The organism is Microbispora siamensis, assembly GCF_016863095.1.
GTDB lineage: Bacteria > Actinomycetota > Actinomycetes > Streptosporangiales > Streptosporangiaceae > Microbispora > Microbispora siamensis.
The window spans coordinates 158104-178306 of the sequence record NZ_BOOF01000006.1; the positions used below are offsets into that span (position 1 = coordinate 158104).

At 70.8% G+C, this 20203-nt stretch carries 18 protein-coding genes; 6 read left to right on the plus strand and 12 right to left on the minus strand.

The genetic code is table 11. The annotated features are described in order from the left end of the window. Positions 1–43 precede the first annotated feature (43 nt). On the plus strand, positions 44–976 hold the full coding sequence (locus Msi02_RS09255) for a TIGR03564 family F420-dependent LLM class oxidoreductase (RefSeq protein WP_204047941.1): 933 nt from the start codon (positions 44–46) through the stop codon (positions 974–976). A gap of 14 nt (positions 977–990) precedes the next feature. Here the strand turns inward: Msi02_RS09255 and Msi02_RS09260 are convergent, their stop codons facing one another. The 8 genes from Msi02_RS09260 to Msi02_RS09295 form a co-directional block, all read right to left on the minus strand. Beyond that, positions 991–1935, minus strand: a complete 945-nt coding sequence (locus Msi02_RS09260; RefSeq protein WP_204047942.1) for a hypothetical protein — start codon at positions 1933–1935, stop codon at positions 991–993. A 109-nt stretch (positions 1936–2044) separates the two neighbouring features. Next, positions 2045–3007 (minus strand): hypothetical protein, encoded by a 963-nt coding sequence (locus Msi02_RS09265; protein ID WP_204047943.1) that lies wholly within the window; start codon positions 3005–3007, stop codon positions 2045–2047. Between the two features lie 245 nt (positions 3008–3252). Then, the gene (locus tag Msi02_RS09270) at positions 3253–3705 is read right to left on the minus strand and encodes an NUDIX domain-containing protein (RefSeq protein WP_204047944.1); all 453 of its coding nucleotides are present in this window, start codon (positions 3703–3705) and stop codon (positions 3253–3255) included. 47 nt (positions 3706–3752) lie between these two features. After that, the gene (gene erm / locus Msi02_RS09275; protein ID WP_204047945.1) at positions 3753–4529 is read right to left on the minus strand and encodes a 23S ribosomal RNA methyltransferase Erm; all 777 of its coding nucleotides are present in this window, start codon (positions 4527–4529) and stop codon (positions 3753–3755) included. Positions 4530–4778: 249 nt separating this feature from the next. Further along, on the minus strand, positions 4779–5738 hold the full coding sequence (locus Msi02_RS09280) for a GNAT family N-acetyltransferase (RefSeq protein ID WP_204047946.1): 960 nt from the start codon (positions 5736–5738) through the stop codon (positions 4779–4781). A gap of 136 nt (positions 5739–5874) precedes the next feature. Then, positions 5875–7143 carry a YibE/F family protein gene (locus Msi02_RS09285; RefSeq protein ID WP_204047947.1) on the minus strand — a complete coding sequence of 423 codons (1269 nt, stop codon included), beginning with the start codon at positions 7141–7143 and terminating at the stop codon, positions 5875–5877. Between the two features lie 238 nt (positions 7144–7381). After that, positions 7382–7852 carry a hypothetical protein gene (locus tag Msi02_RS09290; protein WP_204047948.1) on the minus strand — a complete coding sequence of 157 codons (471 nt, stop codon included), beginning with the start codon at positions 7850–7852 and terminating at the stop codon, positions 7382–7384. Positions 7853–7962: 110 nt separating this feature from the next. Continuing rightward, positions 7963–8520 (minus strand): TetR/AcrR family transcriptional regulator, encoded by a 558-nt coding sequence (locus tag Msi02_RS09295; RefSeq protein ID WP_204047949.1) that lies wholly within the window; start codon positions 8518–8520, stop codon positions 7963–7965. Between the two features lie 93 nt (positions 8521–8613). Here Msi02_RS09295 and Msi02_RS09300 point away from each other — a divergent pair, with 93 nt between their 5' ends. Together Msi02_RS09300 and Msi02_RS09305 are read left to right on the plus strand one after the other, a co-directional pair. Beyond that, positions 8614–9966 (plus strand): MFS transporter, encoded by a 1353-nt coding sequence (locus Msi02_RS09300; RefSeq protein ID WP_204047950.1) that lies wholly within the window; start codon positions 8614–8616, stop codon positions 9964–9966. A gap of 204 nt (positions 9967–10170) precedes the next feature. Continuing rightward, a complete protein-coding gene (locus tag Msi02_RS09305; RefSeq protein WP_204047951.1) occupies positions 10171–10404 on the plus strand; it encodes a hypothetical protein in 234 nt (77 codons plus the stop codon). Between the two features lie 278 nt (positions 10405–10682). Here Msi02_RS09305 and Msi02_RS09310 read toward each other — a convergent pair whose 3' ends face one another. Then, positions 10683–11039 carry a nucleotide pyrophosphohydrolase gene (locus Msi02_RS09310; RefSeq protein WP_204047952.1) on the minus strand — a complete coding sequence of 119 codons (357 nt, stop codon included), beginning with the start codon at positions 11037–11039 and terminating at the stop codon, positions 10683–10685. 11 nt (positions 11040–11050) lie between these two features. Further along, positions 11051–13045 carry an N-6 DNA methylase gene (locus Msi02_RS09315; protein ID WP_239108252.1) on the minus strand — a complete coding sequence of 665 codons (1995 nt, stop codon included), beginning with the start codon at positions 13043–13045 and terminating at the stop codon, positions 11051–11053. A gap of 146 nt (positions 13046–13191) precedes the next feature. Between Msi02_RS09315 and Msi02_RS09320 the strand changes: the two genes are divergently transcribed. From Msi02_RS09320 to Msi02_RS09330, 3 genes are all read left to right on the plus strand, one after another. After that, a complete protein-coding gene (locus Msi02_RS09320; protein WP_204047954.1) occupies positions 13192–13671 on the plus strand; it encodes a PIN domain-containing protein in 480 nt (159 codons plus the stop codon). A 39-nt stretch (positions 13672–13710) separates the two neighbouring features. Further along, positions 13711–15309, plus strand: coding sequence for a GMC family oxidoreductase (locus Msi02_RS09325; protein WP_204047955.1), 1599 nt, complete (start codon positions 13711–13713; stop codon positions 15307–15309). A 141-nt stretch (positions 15310–15450) separates the two neighbouring features. After that, positions 15451–16287 carry an abortive infection family protein gene (locus Msi02_RS09330; protein ID WP_204047956.1) on the plus strand — a complete coding sequence of 279 codons (837 nt, stop codon included), beginning with the start codon at positions 15451–15453 and terminating at the stop codon, positions 16285–16287. On the opposite strand, the gene Msi02_RS09335 is transcribed toward Msi02_RS09330, so the two are convergent. Further along, positions 16279–18381, minus strand: a complete 2103-nt coding sequence (locus Msi02_RS09335) for a GmrSD restriction endonuclease domain-containing protein (protein WP_204047957.1) — start codon at positions 18379–18381, stop codon at positions 16279–16281. The genes Msi02_RS09330 and Msi02_RS09335 overlap by 9 nt on opposite strands. A 108-nt stretch (positions 18382–18489) precedes the next feature. After that, the gene (treZ, locus tag Msi02_RS09340; protein WP_204047958.1) at positions 18490–20187 is read right to left on the minus strand and encodes a malto-oligosyltrehalose trehalohydrolase; all 1698 of its coding nucleotides are present in this window, start codon (positions 20185–20187) and stop codon (positions 18490–18492) included. Positions 20188–20203 lie beyond the last annotated feature (16 nt).

The window sequence follows — 20203 nt, forward strand, 5'->3', positions numbered from 1 at the left end:
CGCGGTTGTCCCGCGCGTTGGAGGCGTGAAGGTGAGGTGTCCGATGAGGATCGGTGTTCTCGTCGGGGAGGTACGTGGAGCCGTGACGGCCGAGGAGTTCGCCGGCCAGGTGCGCGCGGCGGCGGATGCCGGTTTCGCCACCGCCTGGTCGGCCCAGGCGCTCGGGTGGGACGCGCTGACCGCGCTGGCCGTGGCGGGCGCCCAGGTGCCGGGCATCGCGCTGGGCTCTTCTGTGGTTCCCGTGCCCGCCCGTCATCCGCTGATGCTGGCGAGCCAGGCCCTGAGCGTCCAGGCGGCGACCGGGAACCGGCTCACCCTCGGCATCGGCGTGGGGATCGCGATGATGACGCGGACGATGTTCGGCCTTTCCGCCGAACGGCCCGTCGCCCGGATGCGCGAATACCTGTCGGTGCTCCGTCCCCTGCTCAGGGGCGAGCAGGTGAGCCATCGAGGCGAGACGTTGACAGCGGAGGGCGCGGTGAACGTTCCCGGCGCCGCGCCGCCGCCCGTACTGCTGGCCGCGCTCGGCCCCGCCATGCTGCGCCTGGCGGGCGAGCACGCGGACGGCGTGGTGACCTGGATGACCGGCCCCCGCACCCTGGCCGGTCACATCGTCCCGGCGGTCACGCGGGCGGCCCACGCCGCCGGGCGCCCCTCCCCCCGCGTCGTCGCCGGGCTGATCGTCTGCGTGACGGACGACGAAGAGGGCGTCCGGCGGCGGATCGCCGGGGAGTTCGGGCTGGCGGGCCAGGTGCCCGAATATCGGGCCGTGCTCGACCGGGAGGGCGTGGACGGCCCGGAGGACGTCGTGATCGCCGGCGACGAACAGGCGGTCGTCCGGCGGATCCGGCGGCTCGCCGAGGCGGGGGTCACCGAGTTCGCGGCGTCGCCGTACGGTGACGCGCGCGAGCAGGAACGCACCCTCGCCGTGCTCGCCGGCCTCGCCCGATCAGCCCAGTATTCGGGGCCGGCCTGACGGGCGGGGACCGGTCAGGAGCTCAGGACCTCCTCGCGCCGCCGGACGAGGGACTCCTGCTGACGGGTCAGCTCGCCACAGCGGGCGGAAACCTGATTGACCATCGCCGCGACCCACTCGGCGACCTCGCGCACCGCCTCCGCCGTACGGGCGATCCGCTGGTGCTTGATGGCGTCGGTGATGATGTTGTCGAAGAAGACGTCGGCGAACCAGCGGGTGTCCACCTTCGGCAACTGGGGCGCGGCGTTGACGCCGATGTCGGCCAGCTCGCGGGAGAACCGGTCGAGCGCGCCCTGCGCGTGCCAGGCCGCCTCGTCGGCCTGACGCAGGTGCCCGTGCTCGACCATGTCGGCGAACCCACCGCCGTTGCTGAACATGTCCCACGTCGAGGCGCCGCGGGCACTGCCCAGATGCCGCAGGACGTAGCCGACCGCCTGACCCGCGGCGGCCCCGGCCTGCTGCGCCTCCTGGTGCTCGCGCAGGTCGGCGCTCACGTTCGACAGCCGTGCGGCGATGTCGGCCAATTCCCGCCCGCGTGGATCGCCCGACTCGACCAGCATCCGTTCCTTGCGGGCGAGCAGCACCTCCAGCTCGTGATGCGGGTTGCCGAGCTCCGCGAGGGCCTGGTCGGTCGTACGCAGGTCGCCGTTGAGCCACTCCAGGCGGGTGCGCTGACCGGTGACCCGCTGGCGGGCCGCCGCCGCCTCGGCCCGTTCCCGCGCCAGGCGCTCCTCCTTGCCTCCGGTCAGACCCGCCAGGAAGGCGGTGAAACCGCCCTGTTCCAGCTTGGCGACGTCGCGATCCTCCTTGACGAGCTGCCGCTCCAGGTCCGCGAGCATGCCACGGACCTCCTCGATCTGAGTCAGGAGAGTGGCACGCTGCCGGGTGAGCTGGTCCCGGCGTCTGGCGCGGTCCCGCGCGTCCCGGATCTCGTCGTCGATAGCAGCGAAAAGGGTCACACTTCACAGACGTGCAATAGACGCCCAAACGTTCCCGCTCCGCTGCCCGGTCGCCGCGACCCTCGGCAGCCGGGCGGCCGAGAGCTCCGAGACGCCGTCAGAAGCCGGCTCAGGCGACCAACAGTCCCGGGGCATGACGGGGATGGGGGTTTCCGTCGTGGCCACCCGGCAGGCGGAGCCTGAGACAGGAACGGGCGGCTGCGGCCGGCGTGAGACGTACGCGCAGGAGCCCGCTCTCCTCGTCCGGCATACCGGGCGGGGACCCGTACTCGGCGCCGGGAACGGGAAAGGGCCCGCTTTCCAGGTCCGCTCCGCCCGACAGCACGGCGTAGTCCATCCCCGCCACCCGGAGGCGGCGGGCGACAGCGCGGCGGGGCGCCAGGAGGCCGGTGGACAGCCAGGTGAGGTGGCCCCCGAGCAGCGACTCGGCCACGGTGCGCAGGACCGTGACCGCGCACAGGCTGTGCGCGCAGGCGAGGCCGGTCAGCGTGATCTCCGGCAGACCGAAACGCCGCAGGCCGCGCGAGGTCGTGACGAGGCACGAGCAGCCCCCGTCGACATCGGCTCCCGTAGGTGCGGCAGCGCCGAGGCCGAGGGCACAGGCGTGTTCCTCGTCGGCGCACGACACCCTCCAGCCCAGCCAGTCGTCGCCGAGGTGGAAATCCCGCCGCTCCCCCGGGCACTCGGCGCAGTGGTAGACGGCCGCTCCCGTGAGCGGGTCGTACAACCCGCCGTGGTAGGCCTCTGCGATCCCGCGCGCGGCCGCCCGGGCGACCTGGGCGGCCTCGGGTTGTTCCTCGACGGGAGCGGTGCTCGTCACCACCACGTGATGGCGGGCCCGTCTCACCCGTCTGAGGTCCTCGGCGTTCAGATCCATCCGCCGCCAGGGGGACCGCGCCGACCGGAACGCCTCCAGCGTCAGCCGGGGCGTGCCGAGGGCGTCCCTGGCGGCGCGCCGATGGGACGGTCCCATCCGCCAGGGGACGATCGACGAGAGATCGGTCGGCGTACGGTCCGTGGCGACGACGAAGACCGACGAGGTCTGCGCGGGCACGGGATAGGTGATTCGCATGGCTCCTCCTCCGCGACGTGCTGCACCTACAACCGCCGAAGCGGCCGCGGGAAGTGCCGCAGGAGCAGCCGGCCCCGCACCCACCGCTCCTCGCACTGCCGCAGGGCCACAGCCTGCGCGAATCCGCCGCCGCCCGTCCCACCCGAACGCCGCTCTGTGGACAACCGGCGAACAGAACGGGCGAATCTCCCCGCCACATCGCACTGGTCCACAGGTCGCCGGTCGACGGCCTGTCCGGCGACCGCCTAACCGGCCTTGCCGAGGATCAGGAGCCGATGGGACTCCAGCGTCCCTTCCGGCAGGTCGTCCGGCGCGCACCACCGCGCCTCCAGGATCTCCTTGGGGTCGATCCTCATCGTGCCGCCCGCGAACTCGGCCTCGTACGCCACCTCGACCCGCAGCCGGTAGCCGCTCTTGAGCTGCACGAGCTCACCGACACGCACCGTCAAGCCGGTCTCTTCCCGCACCTCCCTGACGACCGTCTCCTGGAACGTCTCCCCCTTGATGGCGCAGCCGGTGGGCAGCCCCCACTGCCGGCCTTCCGGCCACAACCGATGCCGGAGCAACAGCACCCGCCCGTCTCCGTCGCGAACGATGCCCGTCACGCCGACCATGAACTTCGCCTGCGAGATCCACAGCAGTCGCCACTGCACCGAACCGCCGATGCTCCGCCACAGCCGGGCGACCAGATCGTTCACGATGAGTCCCTTCGTCCACGGTGACCCCAGGAGTGAGAAGGACATCATCACAGGCCCGGCCGCCGGCGCCGCGTCACTTCCTGCCAGAGGGACGCCCACTGTCCGGCGGTCAGGTCCTTGGGCAGCGCGTGCGGCGTCACCCGCGCGTCACGCGCCCAGGCGCGTACGGCCTGGCGGTCCAGGTGTCCCGTGCGTTCGAGGATCTCGGTGAGGCCGCGCCCGCGCCCGGTGAAGACCCGGCGCACGAGGTCCTGGTACGGCCCCCGCTCGGCGACGAGGGGTACGGCCCTGCGCGTCATGGTGAGCAGGCCGCCGTCGACCGAGGGGGCGGGCCGGAACGAGCGAGCGGGCACCCGCGCGTGCACCTCGAACGCGTACCACGGCCACCAGGCCGCGGTCAGCATGCTGGCGCCGCCGACGCCGGCCCGACGCCGGGCGACCTCCCACTGGACCAGCAGCACCGCCGTCCTCCAGCCGGGGGCCGCGAGGAGCCGCCGCATGATCGAGGTCGTCAGGTGAAACGGCAGGTTTCCGACGACCACGTGAGGGTGCCGGGGCAACCGAAACCGCAGGATGTCGGCGTTGACGACGGTGACGTTGGCCGGGACGCGCCGGGCCAGCCGGCGTGCCCGCCCGGAATCGACCTCGACCGCCGTCACCGGCCTGCCGTACCGGCTCAGGGGAAGCGTCAGCGCCCCGTCCCCCGCGCCGACCTCGACGATCGGACCGGTCGTCCCGGCGACGAGTTCCCCGATGCGGGCGATGACCGTGCGGTCGACGAGGAAGTTCTGGCCGAGCTCGTGCCGTCCGCTCTGATGAACCATGGAAGTGCTCCGCGAGTGCGCGATCGGAGCCGGGCAGCGCGAAGCGCCGCACCGGCGAGGACACCGATGGCGGCGGAGCCGTACAAGAGGAAGGGATCCGCCGCTACGAGCGGCGGATCCTCGTGAAGCATGCGAAGCAGCACATGGGCGTCACCCTAGCGAGCACGACGGGAGGAGCCGCAAACCATTTTCCGCGTGTGTCCTCCACCGCGACTCTCGTCCGCCGCCGCTCTCGCGGGAGCGACCGCCCTACCGTGACCCGTCTTCACTCCAGGTCATGTCGATCCGCTGGCCGATGACCTCGTATCCGGCACGGAGGAACGCCCGGGCCATCGGGACGTTCCCGACATCCGTGGCGGCGCGGATTCGCGGGACGCCCTGCCCGGCGAGGATCCGGGTTCCCTCGGCCAGCAGGTCGTCGATGTAGCCGTTGCCGCGGCGGGCCGGGACGACCCCGATGTACGCGATCACCGGGTTGTATTCGTTGCGGGCAGGGATGACGAATCCCACCGGTTCGCCCTCGGGTGACATGCCGATCCGCCACCATTCCCGTGGGCTCGGGTAGTGGACGAGTTCGTCGTCGTAGTGCTGGGCCGCGGCCCGCTCGGCGGGCATTCGAGTGAGGTCGGCGCGGCCGTGGGCGTCGAGCGTGCCGTCGAGGACGAGGGTCATCAGGGCGAGCAGTTCCTCCCTGCCGGCCACGGGCCGGAAGGTCAGCCGCCCGCTCGGTGCCGCCATGGGAGTGCCTGGACGCCACTCCAGCCGCAGCCGTTCGACGAGCAGCCGGGCGCCGGTCCGCTCCAGCACGGCCATGCGGTTCTCGACGGCTGGCCTCGCCTTGGCGTCGTCACGCCATCGCGGGGGGACGAACGCGTTGTATTCCGGCGGGCGCACGCCGGCCGGCAGCACCGCGGCGCTCGCGGTTTCGAACAATCGGACCCCGGCCTCGATGCTCGCCGGTCCGGGCATGGTGTCGTCGAGGTCGAGGATGTCCAGCAGCGCCGGCGCCTCGCCCGCGCGCGGGGCCCACCAGGCCAGCCTGGCGACGAGGCGATCGCCGCGCAGCGCCATCCACATCCACTCCGGCCGCCGGCGGCCGGAGGCGAGGTCGTCGTCCAGCTCGTCGTTCAGCAGGTAGGGCAGGCGGCGGAAAAGGTCGAGCTCCTCGCGCCCCGTGACGGGGCGCGTGATCACATCGTTGGGGTTCACTGCACTTCCTCAGGTGAGGTGTGCCCGCTCACGCCCAGGGGTCAGCGTCCGGCCGTACCCCCGGAAGGAACCGGCACGACGTTCTTGGCACACATCGGCTCGTCCCTCCTCTCGTCGTCGTAGGTCTGCGCCTGTTCTATCGGACGTGCCACTCGGCCGGCCAATCCTTTTCCGCCGCGAAACCGGCGGGCCGGTGGCCCTCCCGCTCCTCGCCGGAGGGCCGCCGGGGCGCCGCCAGGGCGGCCAGCGCGGTGGTCACGGGGACGGCCGCGATCAGTCCCAGCGTGCCGACGATGCTGCGGATGATCTCCTGGGCGAGGACGGGGTTGCGCAGCACGTCTCCGAGCGGCTGGTCGCCGACGCTGAACAGCAGCAGCAACGGCAGCGCGGCCCCGGCGTACGCGAGGACGATCGTGTTGATCACGGAGGCGATGTGGGCCCGGCCGACGCGGGCGGCGGCGCGGTAGAGGCGCCCGAAGGTGTAGCCGGGGTTGGCCACGGCCAGTTCCCCCACGGTGGCGGCCTGGGTCACGGTGACGTCGTCGAGGACGCCGAGCGCACCGATGATGATCCCCGCGAGCAGCAGGCCCTGCCCGTTGATCCGGTAGTTGCTGTCGAGCAGGAACGAGCTGTCGTCGGTGACCCCCGCGAGGTGCGCGACGTCGATGGCGAACGCGGACAGCAGGCCGGTGAGGGTGAGGCTGACCAGCGTGCCCAGCACCGCCATCGAGGTCGCGATCGTGAAGCCGTGGGTGAGGTAGAGGACCGCCAGCATGATCGCGGCAGAGCCCACGATCGCCACCAGGGTGGGCGGCTCACCGGCGAGGATCGCGGGGACGACGAAGGTCAGCAGCAGGACGAAGGTCACGGCCAGCCCGACCAGCGCGGTCAGTCCGCGCCAGCGCCCGAAGGCGACCACCGCGAGGGCGAACGCGGCGACGAACAGCCACAGCGGAGCGGACCGGTCGTGGTCCGACAGCAGATACTCGGGTGCGTCGAGCGCGCCGTCCGGCACGTGGACCAGCACGACGTCCTCACCCACCGCGAACCGCTGCGCGCCGGGACCGGTGGGCAGGCCGGTGGTGACGGTCCGGCCCTCCTCGGACCCGCTCGTGATCGTGACCCGGACGTTCCCGCAGGCGTCGGAGCCCGGCGCCGCGGCCGGTCCGGCCGCCTGCTCGTCCGGTGCGGCGGGGCACGGTTCGGGGACGATCTCGACGATCGTCCCGTCGACCTGCCGCAGCGAGGACGAGGACGAACCCGATGGCCGGCCGTCGCCCGGCCACAGCCATATCAGGGCGGCCACCGTCACCAGAGCGACGGGAACGATGACGGCCAGCGTCGCCACCACGGTCCGGCGGGAAACGGGCAGGGCGGTCGTGCCGTGGCTGTGATTGGCGCCCATCTGGACGTACGTCTCCTCGCATCCGGGTCTGCCGCACCGATGCTAGGGGGTCCAGCGGGGAGGCTCACCAGGCTGCGGGGCGGCGAATCCGAGAGAGGCGGGCCCGGGCCTGCTCCCGGTGGGACCTGCCCGCACCGGGAGCGTGCCGTACGGCGGCCGTCCGCCGGAGGCGCCGCCCGACGCCGGCCGGGCGGCGCCTGCGTCCGGCCCTACCGGGCCGTGGTGGGGATGTCCGGGATCACTTGCAGTTGCCCCACGACAGGCGGCCACCGCTCGCGATCTCCCCGTCGACGCGCGTGTCGGCGATCGTGCCGTAGTACTTCACGCACTTGCCCTTGGCGTTCAGCTTCACCGGGCCGGCGTAGTACTTGTACTTCTTCAGGTGGTCGATCTTCTCGACCGTCCTCCCGTTGGGCTGTCGCACCATGAGCTGGGCGGAGGTCCTGGTGGGCGTGCCGACGTACGCCGACTTGATGGTGACGACGCAGTTCTGCCCGGTCGAGCGGTTGTAGAGCAGGTAGACGCGCCCGAAGACCTGCCCCGAAGCGGTCTTCACCGCCCGGCTGCCGTCGTGCTTGACCTGGCTGAAGCCGGAGCCGCACACCCCTTCGGGGGTGTAGCCGGCGGAGATCGCGTATGCCGGGTTGGCGACGAGCCCTCCGACGGCCAGCGCCGCTGCGACGACGACCGTACTCGCGGACCTGCGCATACGTTGTCCTTTCCCAACCGCCGCCCTCCGTCCGGGCGGCGTCCTGGCGATCATCCTTGCGGATCGTCAACCAGGAGATGACCGAAACAGTCAAATTTGGGCAAGGCGAATCACTTCGGCGCTGCGAGTACGGCCTCCGCCAGGGCCCGCGCGGCCAGGGCGGGGCGGGCGCCGGGCCGAGTGACGGCGTGAGCCAGCACGCCGTCGATGAGCACGAGGAGCTGGTCGGCGCCCGCGTCGGGATCGGGGTGCCCGTGGCGGGTCAGTTCCGCCGCCATCAGCCGGTGCAGTCCCTCCTTGAAGGCCCGCACCTCGGCGTGCGCCGGATGCGCGGGGTCGGTGAGCGCGAGCTCGGCCGCCGTGTACCGGCACCCGCGGAACGCCGGCCGTGAGGTGATCACGTCGAGCTCGTCGAACACGGCCAGCACCCGCTCGCGCGGATCGTCCCCGGCCTCGTTCATGACCTGGCGGTAGCGGTCCAGGCCGCCGTCGCTGCGCAGCACCTCGGCCACGAGGCCGTCCTTGCCGCCGAAGTGCTGGTAGAGCGAGCGCCTCGCGACATCGGCCCGCTTGAGGATCGCGTCGACGCCCACCTGCACACCCTGGCTGTAGGTGAGCTCCCTGGCGGCGTCGAGCAGCCGCTCGCGGGGGCCGGGTCTCGTCGTCACACGACGATTGTGGCACGGGCTTGACAGTAGATCAACCAGTCTATCTAATTGGCGCATCGTATACCGATCGTTCTATCTATTTCGGGAGTGCCAATGACCCGCGCGGGGACTCTCCCCACCGTGCTGACCGGCGTCTTCGTCGCGATCCTCGACTTCTTCATCGTCAACGTGGCGATCCCCACCACGCAGCGGGATCTGCACGCCGGACCGGCCGCCGTCGAATGGGTGGTCGCCGGATACGCCCTGGCGTACGGCTCGGGGCTGGTCCTGGGCGGACGCCTCGGCGACGTGTTCGGCCGGCGCCGGATGTTCGCTCTCGGCCTCGCCCTGTTCACACTCGCGTCGGTCGCCTGCGGGCTGGCCCCCGACGCGGGTTCGCTGGTGGCCGCCCGCGTCGTCCAGGGGGCGGCGGCCGCCGTCCTCGCCCCGCAGGTGCTCGCCGTCATCCGCACCGCCTACAGCGGCGCCGCCCAGGCCAGAGCCGTCAACGCGTACGCGCTGACCATGGGGCTTGCGGCGGTGTTCGGCCAGTTGGTGGGAGGCCTGCTCATCCAGGCCGACCTGTTCGGGCTCGGCTGGCGGGCCTGCTTCCTGATCAACGTCCCGATCGGCGCCGCCGCTCTCGCGGTGACCTGGCGGACGGTTCCGGAGAGCCGCGCGGCCGGTGCCGTACGGCTCGATCTCGGCGGGGCCGCCCTGGTCACGCTCGCGCTGGCGGCCACGCTGCTGCCGCTGATCGAGGGCCGCGAGCAGGGGTGGCCGGCGTGGACCTGGGTGTCGTTCGCCCTGGCCGTCGCGCTGCTGCTGGCCTACGCCCGGCGGCGGCACGACTCGCCGCTGATCGACCTCGCCCTGTTCCGTGAGCGCGCCGTCACGGCGGGGCTGCTCACCAACCTCGCGTTCTCGATGGGCATGGCGGCGTACTTCTTGATCTTCGCGATGTACTCCCAGGAGGGCCGGGGCCTGGACGCGCTGCACGCCGGCCTGGTCTTCACGCCGATCGGCGCGGGCTACCTCGCGGCGTCGCTGCTGGCGCCGCGCCTGGCCGGGCGCTTCGGCCGTCAGATCATCGCGTTCGGCGGCCTGACCAGGGCGATCAGCCTGACCGTCCTTCTGGCCGCGGTCGCCGGAAACGCGCCGATCGGCTGGCTGGTGCCCGTGCTGGCCGTCGACGGGGCCGGCATGGGGCTGGTGCTGGCGCCCATCATGGGCACCGTCCTGTCGAGGGTCGCCCCGCACCACGCCGGCGGCGCCGCGGGCGCCCTCACTACCGCCCAGCAGGTCGGCGGCGCCCTCGGCGTCGGCATCATCGGCATCGTCTTCTACAGCGCCCTGTCCGGCGGCGTCACCGTGGCGTTCCAGCACGGACTCGTCTATCTCATCGTCATCACCCTGGCCATCGCCGCTCTCGTCCAGTGGCTTCCCCGCGCCAGGGCCGCGGCCTGACCACCTCACCTCCTGGGTCGCCGGACTCATCGATGTGTGTCAGGGGAAATCTCAGGGTGATCCCGGACGACACGGTGATCGATCTGACTAGAGTTACGAAGCATTGATCGCGAAGCAGACCACTCCGACGGCTCCGGCTTCCGCGCCGGTCAACAACCGATCACGGCAGTACGTGAGCATCACAACGCGCTTTCAGGAGTAAGGGTGGCCAGGTCAGAACGCAAATTCAGCCACTTCGCCAATACGCGGCACAGGAACTGGACGATCATCGGAGTCGCCGATGCGCCGGATCACAGGGAGGTGCGGTCGGTCGAGATATTCCAGGGCCCGGACGGCAACGAACCGCGACTGGTGCTGGCCCCCGAGGAGGTGCCCCAGTTCGTCGCGGGCCTCATCGCGACGGTCATGCCCGGCGACCTGACAGCGGAAGAAGACTGAGCCACCCGGCTCTCACCGTTGGTGCATCTCGACGCCTAGGCACCGCGCGATGGCGAGTCGTGCCAGTCGTCGACGACCGAGCGCTACCGGGAAGCGTTTGCCGACGGCGCAGCGACCACCGGCTGCGCCGTCCGACCACCGGCGCACTCGACCTGCACGGCCGGGGACTCACGATCGTCCAGGCCTTTCCCACCACTGGGGCTGGGCCATCACCCCGTACGGCAAGTCCGTCTGGTTCCAGCTCCTCGCCTGGCTCTGACCGGGCGACGCCGGGGTCGTCACGGGGTCAGCGGAGGAGCCTTCCTGGCGGAACCGCGATAGGTCTCGGGGTCGTACCGGCGCTCGTTGTCGTCCAGCTTGGCGTTCGCGGCCTCGGCGAGGTCGACGCCCAGCGCGTCGGCCAGCCTGACCAGATACAACGTCACGTCCCCGAGCTCGGCGCGAACTCTGCGCATCGCCTCCTCGTCGAGTTCGCCCGACTCCTCGGCCGTCAGCCACTGGAACTCCGCGACCAGCTCCCCCACCTCGCCGGCGAGGGCCATGGCGAGATTCTTGGGCGTGTGGAACCTCTCCCAGTCCCGCACGCGTACGAACTCGCGCAGCCGGGCGGCCAGATGTTCCAGTTCACCGGTCACGGCACCCGACCCTACTCGTGCGGCCGTACCGCACCGTGGGTGAGGCCCTCGGCCACCAGACCGGCCAGGTCCTCGCCGAGCGCGGCCGCCTCGCGCAGGGCCGACCGGAACTCGGCCAGGCGCCGGAACGCCTCGCCGTACCTGCGTTGCTCCTCCAACGGCAGCAGCGGCAGCTCCGCACGACGTACGTCCACCCGATAACGCGAGGACATGGAGGTGTAGTGGCGGACGTTGACCGACGCGCAGAGGAACCCGGCGAGGAAGTCGGGGTCGAGCACCTCGGGATCCGGCCGCAGCAGGGACAGATAGGGGCCGAGCAGGGCGTCGCCCTTCCTCAGCACCCGCGCGACCGGGGCGGCCACGACCTGCGGCACCACGACGTCGCCGGGCCGCGTGACGATCGGCCTCGCCCCGGCCTGCTCAGAGGATCCCGACGCGGGCCGGTCTTCGAGCACGTCCTCGACGGTGAGCACCGGCGCCCCCCGAGGGGGTTCCTCCCCCGGCCGGGCCGGCGTCTGCTGCTCCAGGACGAGCATGCCGCGCCGCACCAGCTCGGGCAGCGGGACCAGGGCGAGCTCGTCCGGCGGCGCCGCCACGGCGGACGGCAGCAGCCCGGAGACGGTCCGCAACACCTCGGCGAGCCGGGAACGGGCTCCGGCGATCCGCTCCGGTGACAGGTCGTCGGCGGCCGTGGACAGGTAGCGGGCGGGTGTGAGGTCCACGTCCTCGTCGAGCAGGTCGACGAGCGGCACCGACCTGCTCACACCCGGCTCGTCCAGCTCGCGCCCCGCGCCGAACTCCCGCCACGCCTCGACGGCCACCCCGGCGTAGTCGTCCGGTCTGCCGGAGGTGTCGACCATCAGCACATGGCTGGGCGTGCCGCCTTCGGCGGGCTGGCACAGGATCCACAGCGTCAGGCCGACCGCCACGTTGGGCACGGCGCCCTGCGGGAGCGTGATGACCGCGCGCAACGCGCCGCGCCGCAGCAGCTGGGACCTGATCCGCCGGCCCGACCTCCGGCTGGCGACGGCCGGGGGCATGAGGAGCACGGCCACGCCTCCCGGCGCCAGGTGGGCGAGCGCGTGCTGCACCCAGGCCAGCTCCGGCTCCACCCGTGGCGGCAGGCCGTACTCCCACCGGGGGTCGGCCGTCAGCTCCTCGTATCCCCAGTTGCGGTCGTTGAACGGCGGGTTGCACACCACCGCGTCCACCAGTTCGCCGGGGAAGGCGTCCGCGCGCAGGGAGTCTCCCGGCCTGATCCGTGCGTTGTCGCAGCGCAGCGCGAGCCGTACGGCGGTGAGCCGGGCGGCCACCGGATCGACGTCCTGGCCGAGCAGCCGGGCCCCGGGCGAGCGCTCCAGCGCGCGGCCGAGGATGCGGCCCGAGCCGCAGGCCGGGTCGAGGACGGAGCCGAACCTGTCGCCCACGAGGTCAAGCGTGAGCGTGACGATCTCGGCGGGGGTGGAGTAGACGCGCCGGGTGTGCACCTCGAAGTACCGCTCGCGCAGGAACTCGAAGGTGTCGCGGACGCCTCGTTCCGCGGCCAGCCGGGCGATCGAGCGGACCAGCGGCACGCGGGTCGCCGGAACGGTCTCGGGGAACGCCTGCGCGCTGACGGTCTTCGCGCACGCCGCGCGCACCCGGGCCGGAAGCTCCCGCGCCACCTCCTCGTCGGTCCCGGCCGAGAGGCTGTCCCAGTCGTCCGCCTCGTGCCGCACGTACACCAGGAAGGCCCCGAGGTCGGCGATCAGGTCGGCGAGGTCGTCGTCGTCGACGGTGGTGCGCAGGTCCTGCCAGAGCCACTCGTCCGGGGGGAGGTCCCTGCCCTCGGCGTGGCCGCGCAGCCACTCCCGGATCTCCGCGAGTGAGAACGCCGGACTGGTGGACGTGCCTCCCACGGGCTCGGGGAAGTCGTCGTGCCTGCGCCGCCAGTTGCTGACCGCCGCACGTCCCACGCCGGCCAGACGGGCGATGTCCGCCGCGGTGACGTGTACGTCTCGCCGCACGCCGCTCCGCCTCCCGCCAGTTCTCCGATCAGACCGGACCATATCCGATGCCTAGGACATGGGCAACGTCGCGCCAAGTACTGGTTGATTGTGTCAACACATGCTCTAATGGACGCCAGGAGTTGACATGGAAGGGAGCAAGGATCGTGAGCACTCCCATCACACGCCTCAGGTCACTGCGTCGCGGGCGCGCGATCCATCTCCTGGACATCGAGAACCTGACCGGGTCCCCCCTCCCGACCACCCACGACGTACGGCGGGTGATGAGCGCCTACCAGCACACGGTGCCGGTCGGGCCGCTGGACCAGTTCATCGTGGCGGTCAACCACAACGCGCTCGTTTCCGTGGGGATCGCGCTGCGCGGGGTGCAGTTGCTGGCCCGCTCGGGACCCGACGGCGCCGACCACGCCCTTGACGAGGCGGCTCGTACGGCCCGGGTGGACCTGCGGTTCGAGCGGGCGGTCATCGGGTCGGGGGACGGCTACTTCGCCGACCTGGCCCTCTGGCTGGCGGGCCGCGGCCTGCACGTCACCGTCGTCTCCCAGCGCGACCACCTGAGCTGGCGGCTCTACACCGCGGTCCCCGACACCGTCACCTTCGAGCTACCCGTCGCCCGGGCCGCGTGAGGCCTACCCTCGCCGGAGCGGCGTGGGCAAGATGAGGGAATGATCGACTATTTGGTGATCGGGGCCGGGTCGGCCGGATGCGTCCTGGCCAACCGGCTGTCGGAGGATCCGTCCGTCCGCGTGCTGCTCGTCGAGGCGGGCGGCGCCGACCGCCACCCGCTCTACCAGGTGCCCAAGGGGTTCGGGAAGCTCTTCGACGATCCGCGGAAGGTCTGGCACTACCGGACACAGCCGTTCGGTCCCGACGGGCAGGCCGAGATATGGCCGCGCGGCCGGGTTCTCGGCGGGTCGAGCTCCATCAACGGCATGGTGTACAACCGCGGCCACCGCGCCGACTACGACGAGCTCGTACGGCTCGGCAATCCCGGCTGGGGCTGGGACACGATCCTGCCGATCTTCCGGGCGATGGAGGACAACGCCCTCGGCGCCACGGCGACCCGCGGAGCGGGCGGCCCGCTGCACGTGTCCCCTCCGCGCGACCCCGATCCCCTGTGCGACGAGATGATCGCCTCCGGTGCGTCGCTCGGCCTGACCCCGATGCCGGACGTCAACGAGTCCGACGACGAACGCGTCGGCCACGCGATGGCGACCATCAAGGACGGCCGGCGGTTCAGCGCGGCCCGGGCCTTCCTGCACCCCGTACGCGACCGGAGCAACCTCACCGTCGTGACCGGGACGACGGTCACCGGGTTGCTGTTCGACGGCGACAAGGTCGTCGGGGTCACCGCCCGGGACGCCGGCGGCGCCGTGGTCGAGTATCGCGCCGCCCGGGAGGTCGTCCTGTCCCTGGGCAGCCTGGGCACGCCGAAGCTGCTGCAGTCGTCCGGCATCGGCCCGGCGGAGGTGCTGCGGGCGGCCGGGGTGGAGGTCAGGCTGGACCGGCCGATGGTCGGCGCCAGAATGCGCGAGCACCGGTGCCTCGCGCTGAAGTTCCGGCTGAAGGACGACCTCGGCTACAACCGCATGCTGTCCACGCCGCTGCGGCAGGGCGTCACCGCGCTGCGCTACCTGCTCAACCACAAGGGACCGCTGGCCGCGCCGGCCTACGACGTGATCGCCTTCCTCAAGACCCGGCCCGAGCTGGACCGGCCGGACGCCCAACTGCTGATGGGGCCGTGGTCGGTGGCCACCTACCGGGCAGGTGAGACGGTCACGGTCGAGCGGCAGCCCGGGGTCTCGGTCGTCGCCGAGATCCTCCGCCCGACCGCGGAGGGCAGCGTGGCCATCACCTCCGCCGACCCCGGCGCGCCGCTGCGCATCGAGCCCAACTACTTCGGCTCGGAGCACGACCGGCGCGTCGGCGTCGACCTGTTCCGCCGGATGCGGGAGTACTTCGCCCAGGAGCCGATCGCCGGACGGCTGGCGTCCGAGACGTTCCCCGGGCCCCAGGTCGGCTCCGACGAGGAGATCATCGACGCGGCGCTGGGCGGCGGCTACTGCGGCTACCACGCCATGGGCACCTGCGCCATGGGCCCGGGAGACGACGACGTGGTGGACTCCCGACTGCGCGTGCGGGGCCTCGACAACCTGCGGATCGTCGACTGCTCGGTGCTGCCCACCATGATCTCGGGCAACCTGAACGGCCCCATCATGGCGATGGCCTGGCACGCCGCGGACCTCATCCTCGGCAGGGCCTGACCGCTCAACGCCGCGCCAACTCGGTGCGGACTGGGGCATCCTCGTCCGGCCGTTCCCGGCTCTTGGCCGATGTCCTCGCTTATGCACTCACTGATCACAACCGTGAGACCGGGCGACAGGAGATACGGAAGGATACTCATCGTGACGGAGACCAAGCGCGCGTTGCTCAGCAGTGATTCCATCGGCGCGATCGCCGACATCACAGGGTCGATCGCGGACGCCGAACGGGTCCTCGCGGCGGTGGGCATAACGCTGAAGCGCAGGCCCATGACGCGACACGAGGACGCGGTGATCGTCCCCAGCACCTCCAGCCACGTGTCGCACACCCTTCGGCTTCTCGATCTCACCGATGTCGGGGTGGTGAGCGCCGTCTTACAGGCGGCGGCCCGGTTCGCGGAGATCTACGAGGCACAGCCGTCGGCGGACCGAGGTCGGCTCGTCCGTCTCCGCCACTGCCTGGCCCTCGATGGATTCCCGCTCGATCCCACCGGCGACCCCATCGCAGCCATCCGTGCCCTGGGCCTTGCGGCGTCGAACGTCCTCGTCGACGCCTCGGCCATCCGGGTGGAGCTCGCCCGCCTGGAGCGGTCGCTCGACGAGGATCCAAGCCTTGCCATCGGCAAGGCCAAGAACCTCATCGAGGCGACCGCCAAGGCCGTCCTTCTGCAGCGGGGACGGCCCGTCCACGGAAGCCCGAATGTGCCGACCCTGGTGAACGACGCGATGACCGCGCTCGGAGTGCACCCCGACCAGGCCGATGCCACAGGCTCTCCGGTGGTCCGTGAGATGCTGGCCGGGCTGCGTGACGTCGCCCTCAAGGTGGGGACCCTCCGCAACAAACTGGGGGACGGCCATGGCCCCACGTCCGCGGTCACGGGCGTCTCCGCCAAGGAGAGCCGTCTCGCCGTCCGCGCCGCCATCGCCTGGTCCGCCTATATGCTGGACGCCCTGAGTGAGCCGGCAGCGAACTCAGTTTGAGGTCATCCGGCGAACGAACTCCTCACGAAGATCGGCGAGAAGCGTCAGGCCGCTCTCCGTCTCGGCGTGCCAGAACTCCCAGCCGTTCAGCTTCCCGCCGCCGGTCGCAGCACCGGCGGCACCCGACGGACTGTCGAAGATCTCACCGTCAAGCTCGATTCTGCCCTCTGACGTGACGATGGCTGTCGTTTCCGTTCCCCGCTTGAGGTTCACGAGCCGGGCCCCGACATCGAGGAGTCCCTCATCGATCAGGTGCGAGAGGGTCGCGCCGAAGACCTCCGTGCGCTTGGGGGCGGGTCCCGGGTCGCCGGGCGCCGGATATTCGGGCTGGTACGAGGAATTGGCGAGTAATGCGAACGCGTCCCGCGTAACCTGCGCCATCAACCGGCGCCTCTCGGCGAGGAACGCCGGGTAGTCCATCTCCGTCCAGCCGTCGGGGAGGGCGTGCAGATAGGACTGCCGGGACAGTTCAGTGGCGGACAGACCCGCCTCGGCGACCTCCTCCGGCCAGTACGCGGACGGCGCCTTGTCGGAGATGGCGATGTTTGTGTGCCACTCCACGAGGGCCATGTTGGCGATCTGATTGATCTTGCCGGTGTCGGCCATCTTGAGGTTCTGACGCAGATGCTTGCGCGGGAACAGGTGGTGACGTTCGAGGCCCTTCTTCGCCGTGATCGCCGGGTCGAGCCGCGTACGGACGCCGATCCGCGACAATAGCGCGGGGGCGTCGTGGATGTTGAGGGCCGCGATGTAGGCCATGAGCGCCGGCGACTTCGACGCGGAGGTGGCCAGGTCGTTGGGGAGCCTGATGGTCCAGAAGTCGTTCGTCAACGTGTCGTTGATCGTCTTGTCGACCACCGCACAGAAACCCTCGGCGTCGCCGGGAGTCACGGCGTCGAGGAGGGCGAAGTCGCGTTCCGCCTGCGTCTCGAAGGATCCCGAGTAACGGCTCGTCATGTGCGCCATGAAGAACCACCGCGCGATGAGCTCGCGGAGACGGCGGATCGGCACCTGGTAATGCACCCTACCGAAGAGCCACATCGCGTAGCTGAAGAGGATGGCGTTGTCGCTAGTGATCATCTTGCTGCCCCGGAAACCGGCGCGTTCCAGGCAGAGAAGGAATTCCTGCCAGTGCGTGAGGTTCAGAACGTGCTTCTGCGCCTCTTCCAGCCGGGCGAACTGGGCCTGTCTGCCTTCCGGTGAAAGGTCTCCCGATGCCAGATCACGCCCGCGCAGCAGGGTGTAGACGTTCTTGAGCACCGCCCGCCGGAACGCGAGCGCGACGGTGACGCGGAGAAGCTGCGGCGGCTGGGGCTGGATGTACCAGTTGAAGGGGGATGCCGTATCGAGCTCCGGTTTCTTGCTCAGCCGGCTGAAGTCCTCCAACTCCCGGCGGCCCTTCTCCCAGAACACGCTCATCAGGGTCAGAATGAAGTCGGCCTGGTTGAGTGTGACGCCCTCGCTGTTGATGCGCACGAAGATCTCGGCCACCCGCTCCTCGTCGACCGACCGGGCGAGCTCCGTCACGTTGAACACGTAGTTGCTCAGTTCATGCACCCGGTGAAGGCGGTCCTCGATGCGGTCGCGCTCCTCGACGTCGATCTCGCGGCGCGACTCAAGCCGGTGGAGGAACTCCCGGACCGTCTGTCGGATGTTGGGGGTCGTCCACATCACGCTGATGTCCGGGACGAACTCGGGGTCCTTCTCGATCGCCGCGTCGGTGACGGCGAACGTCTCGTCGGAGGGGCGGAAGGCGATCCGGATGCGGGTCTTCGTATAGTCCTCCCGCAGGACCTCCTTCCCCTCCATGACGGCGTAGAGCGAGGTGAGCCGCTGCTGGCCGTCGACGATGAGATAACGGGGCACCTTCCGGGCCGAGCCGATCTGCCGGGCGCCTGGATCGGCGTCGGTCTCCCAGAACAGCAGGAACCCCACCGGGAACCCCTTGTACATGGAGTCGAACAGCGAGCGGACCTTCGTCGCCTGCCAGACGAAGGGCCGCTGGATGTCGGGCAGCGCGATATCCCCGTGATCGATGGCCTGAACGAGAAAGCTGACGGAATAAGTGGCGTTCCGATAGAGCACCACGGCCATGATCACCTGCCTTCGAGACGACAAAACACGGTGATCATGACTCTAATTGGCGAACTCCTTACTCTGCCGTGACTGTCTCCGGACTGATCGCCTGGGACTCCAAGAAAATCAGACCTCCGTGACGGCCAGGGAGCGGCCCGGTAGGTCGAGAACGTCGTCGGTCAGGCGGGCGGACTCGTCGGAGGCGAGCAGGATCCGCGACGCGGCCAGCCGTACGGGGACCGGGCCTTCGGCGAAGTTGGCGGCGATCCGCAGCGAGCCGCGTTCGATCACCAGGACGCGCCGCTCCTCGTCCACCTCGACCCGCACCCGGTCGAGACGGGGATCGGTGAGATCGGGATGAGACTTGCGGAGCGCGAGCAGGTCGCGATACCAGCCCAGCAGCGAGGCGTGCTCGTCCTTGGCCAGCTCCTCCCAGTCGAGCTTGGAGCGCAGGAAGGTCGTCTCCTCGCCCGGCTCGGGGGCCTTCCAGTCGTAGCCGAAGCCCTCGAACTCCTTCCTGCGCCGTTCGCCCTCGCCCTCCGCCAGGTGCGGCTCGAAGTGGTCGGTGAAGAAGTAGAACGGGGTGGTCGCGCCCCACTCCTCGCCCATGAACAGCATCGGGGTGAACGGCGAGGTCAGCAGCAGCCCGGAGGCGAGGCGGAGCTGCTCGGGCCGCATGCGGTCGCCCTCGGGCCGGTTGCCGATCTGGTCGTGGTTCTGCGCGCAGCAGACGAACCGGTGCCCGGGAATCCCGGTCGCCGGCCTGCCGTGCGAGCGCCCCCGGAACGTCGAATAGGTGCCGTCGTGGAAGTAGCCGGACGTCAGCACCTTGGCCAGGGACGACAGGGTGGCGAAGTCGCCGTAGTAGGCGTTGGTCTCCCCGGTGACGTTCGCGTGGATGGCGTGGTGGACGTCGTCGTTCCAGCTCGCGTCCATGCCGAGGCCGCCGGCCTCGCGCGGGGTGACCATGCGGGGGTCGTTGAGGTCCGACTCGGCGATGAGCGTCAGCGGGCGGCCGACCGCGGCGGACAGCACGTCGACCTCGGCCGACAGCTCCTCGAGGAAGTGGACGGCGCGCTTGTCGTGCAGGGCGTGCACGGCGTCGAGGCGCAGCCCGTCGATGTGGTAGTCACGCAGCCACTGCAGGGCGTTCTCGATGAAGTAGCGCCGCACCTCGTCCGAGCCCGGCCCGTCCAGGTTGACCGCGTCGCCCCAGTAGGACCCCTTCGCGTCGTGGAAGTAGGGCCCGAACTTGGCGAGGTAGTTGCCCGAAGGCCCGAGGTGGTTGTAGACGACGTCGAGGATCACGCCGAGACCGGCCCGGTGGCAGGCGTCCACCAGGCTCTTGAGCCCGTCCGGCCCGCCGTACTCCTCGAAGACCGCGTACAGGTCGACGCCGTCGTACCCCCAGTTGCGACGGCCGGGGACGGGCGGGACCGGCATGATCTCGACGAAGTCGACGCCGAGGTCCACCAGGTGCTCCAGCCGGTCGGCCACTCCCCGGAAGGTGCCCTCGGGCGAGAACGTGCCGACGTGCAGCTCGTAGATCACCCCGCCGCGCAGGTCGCGGCCGAGCCAGTCCTGGTCTCTCCAGGTGAACCTGTCGTGGTGGTAGACCCGGCTCGGGCCGTTCACCCCGTACGGCTGCCGCCGCGTCCGGGGGTCGGGGAACGGCCCGTCGCCGTCCACGAAGAAGGCGTAGTCGAGGTCGTGCTCGTCGCCGGGGGCGGTCCACCAGCCGCCCTCCCCCCGGGACATCATGTGCCGGGCGCCGCCGTACTCGACCTGGACCCGCACCGCCTCGGGCGCCCACACCTCGAACATGCGCATCTCCCCCTAT

What these genes read in the sequence shown, in the direction of transcription:
- Msi02_RS09255 (WP_204047941.1), top strand. Translation starts at nt 44, where the DNA reads ATGAGGATCGGTGTTCTCGTCGGGGAGGTACGTGGAGCCGTGACGGCC.
- Msi02_RS09265 (WP_204047943.1), bottom strand. Translation starts at nt 3,007, where the DNA reads ATGCGAATCACCTATCCCGTGCCCGCGCAGACCTCGTCGGTCTTCGTC.
- erm (WP_204047945.1), bottom strand. Translation starts at nt 4,529, where the DNA reads ATGGTTCATCAGAGCGGACGGCACGAGCTCGGCCAGAACTTCCTCGTC.
- Msi02_RS09285 (WP_204047947.1), bottom strand. Translation starts at nt 7,143, where the DNA reads ATGGGCGCCAATCACAGCCACGGCACGACCGCCCTGCCCGTTTCCCGC.
- Msi02_RS09290 (WP_204047948.1), bottom strand. Translation starts at nt 7,852, where the DNA reads ATGCGCAGGTCCGCGAGTACGGTCGTCGTCGCAGCGGCGCTGGCCGTC.
- Msi02_RS09300 (WP_204047950.1), top strand. Translation starts at nt 8,614, where the DNA reads ATGACCCGCGCGGGGACTCTCCCCACCGTGCTGACCGGCGTCTTCGTC.
- Msi02_RS09325 (WP_204047955.1), top strand. Translation starts at nt 13,711, where the DNA reads ATGATCGACTATTTGGTGATCGGGGCCGGGTCGGCCGGATGCGTCCTG.
- Msi02_RS09335 (WP_204047957.1), bottom strand. Translation starts at nt 18,381, where the DNA reads ATGGCCGTGGTGCTCTATCGGAACGCCACTTATTCCGTCAGCTTTCTC.
- treZ (WP_204047958.1), bottom strand. Translation starts at nt 20,187, where the DNA reads ATGTTCGAGGTGTGGGCGCCCGAGGCGGTGCGGGTCCAGGTCGAGTAC.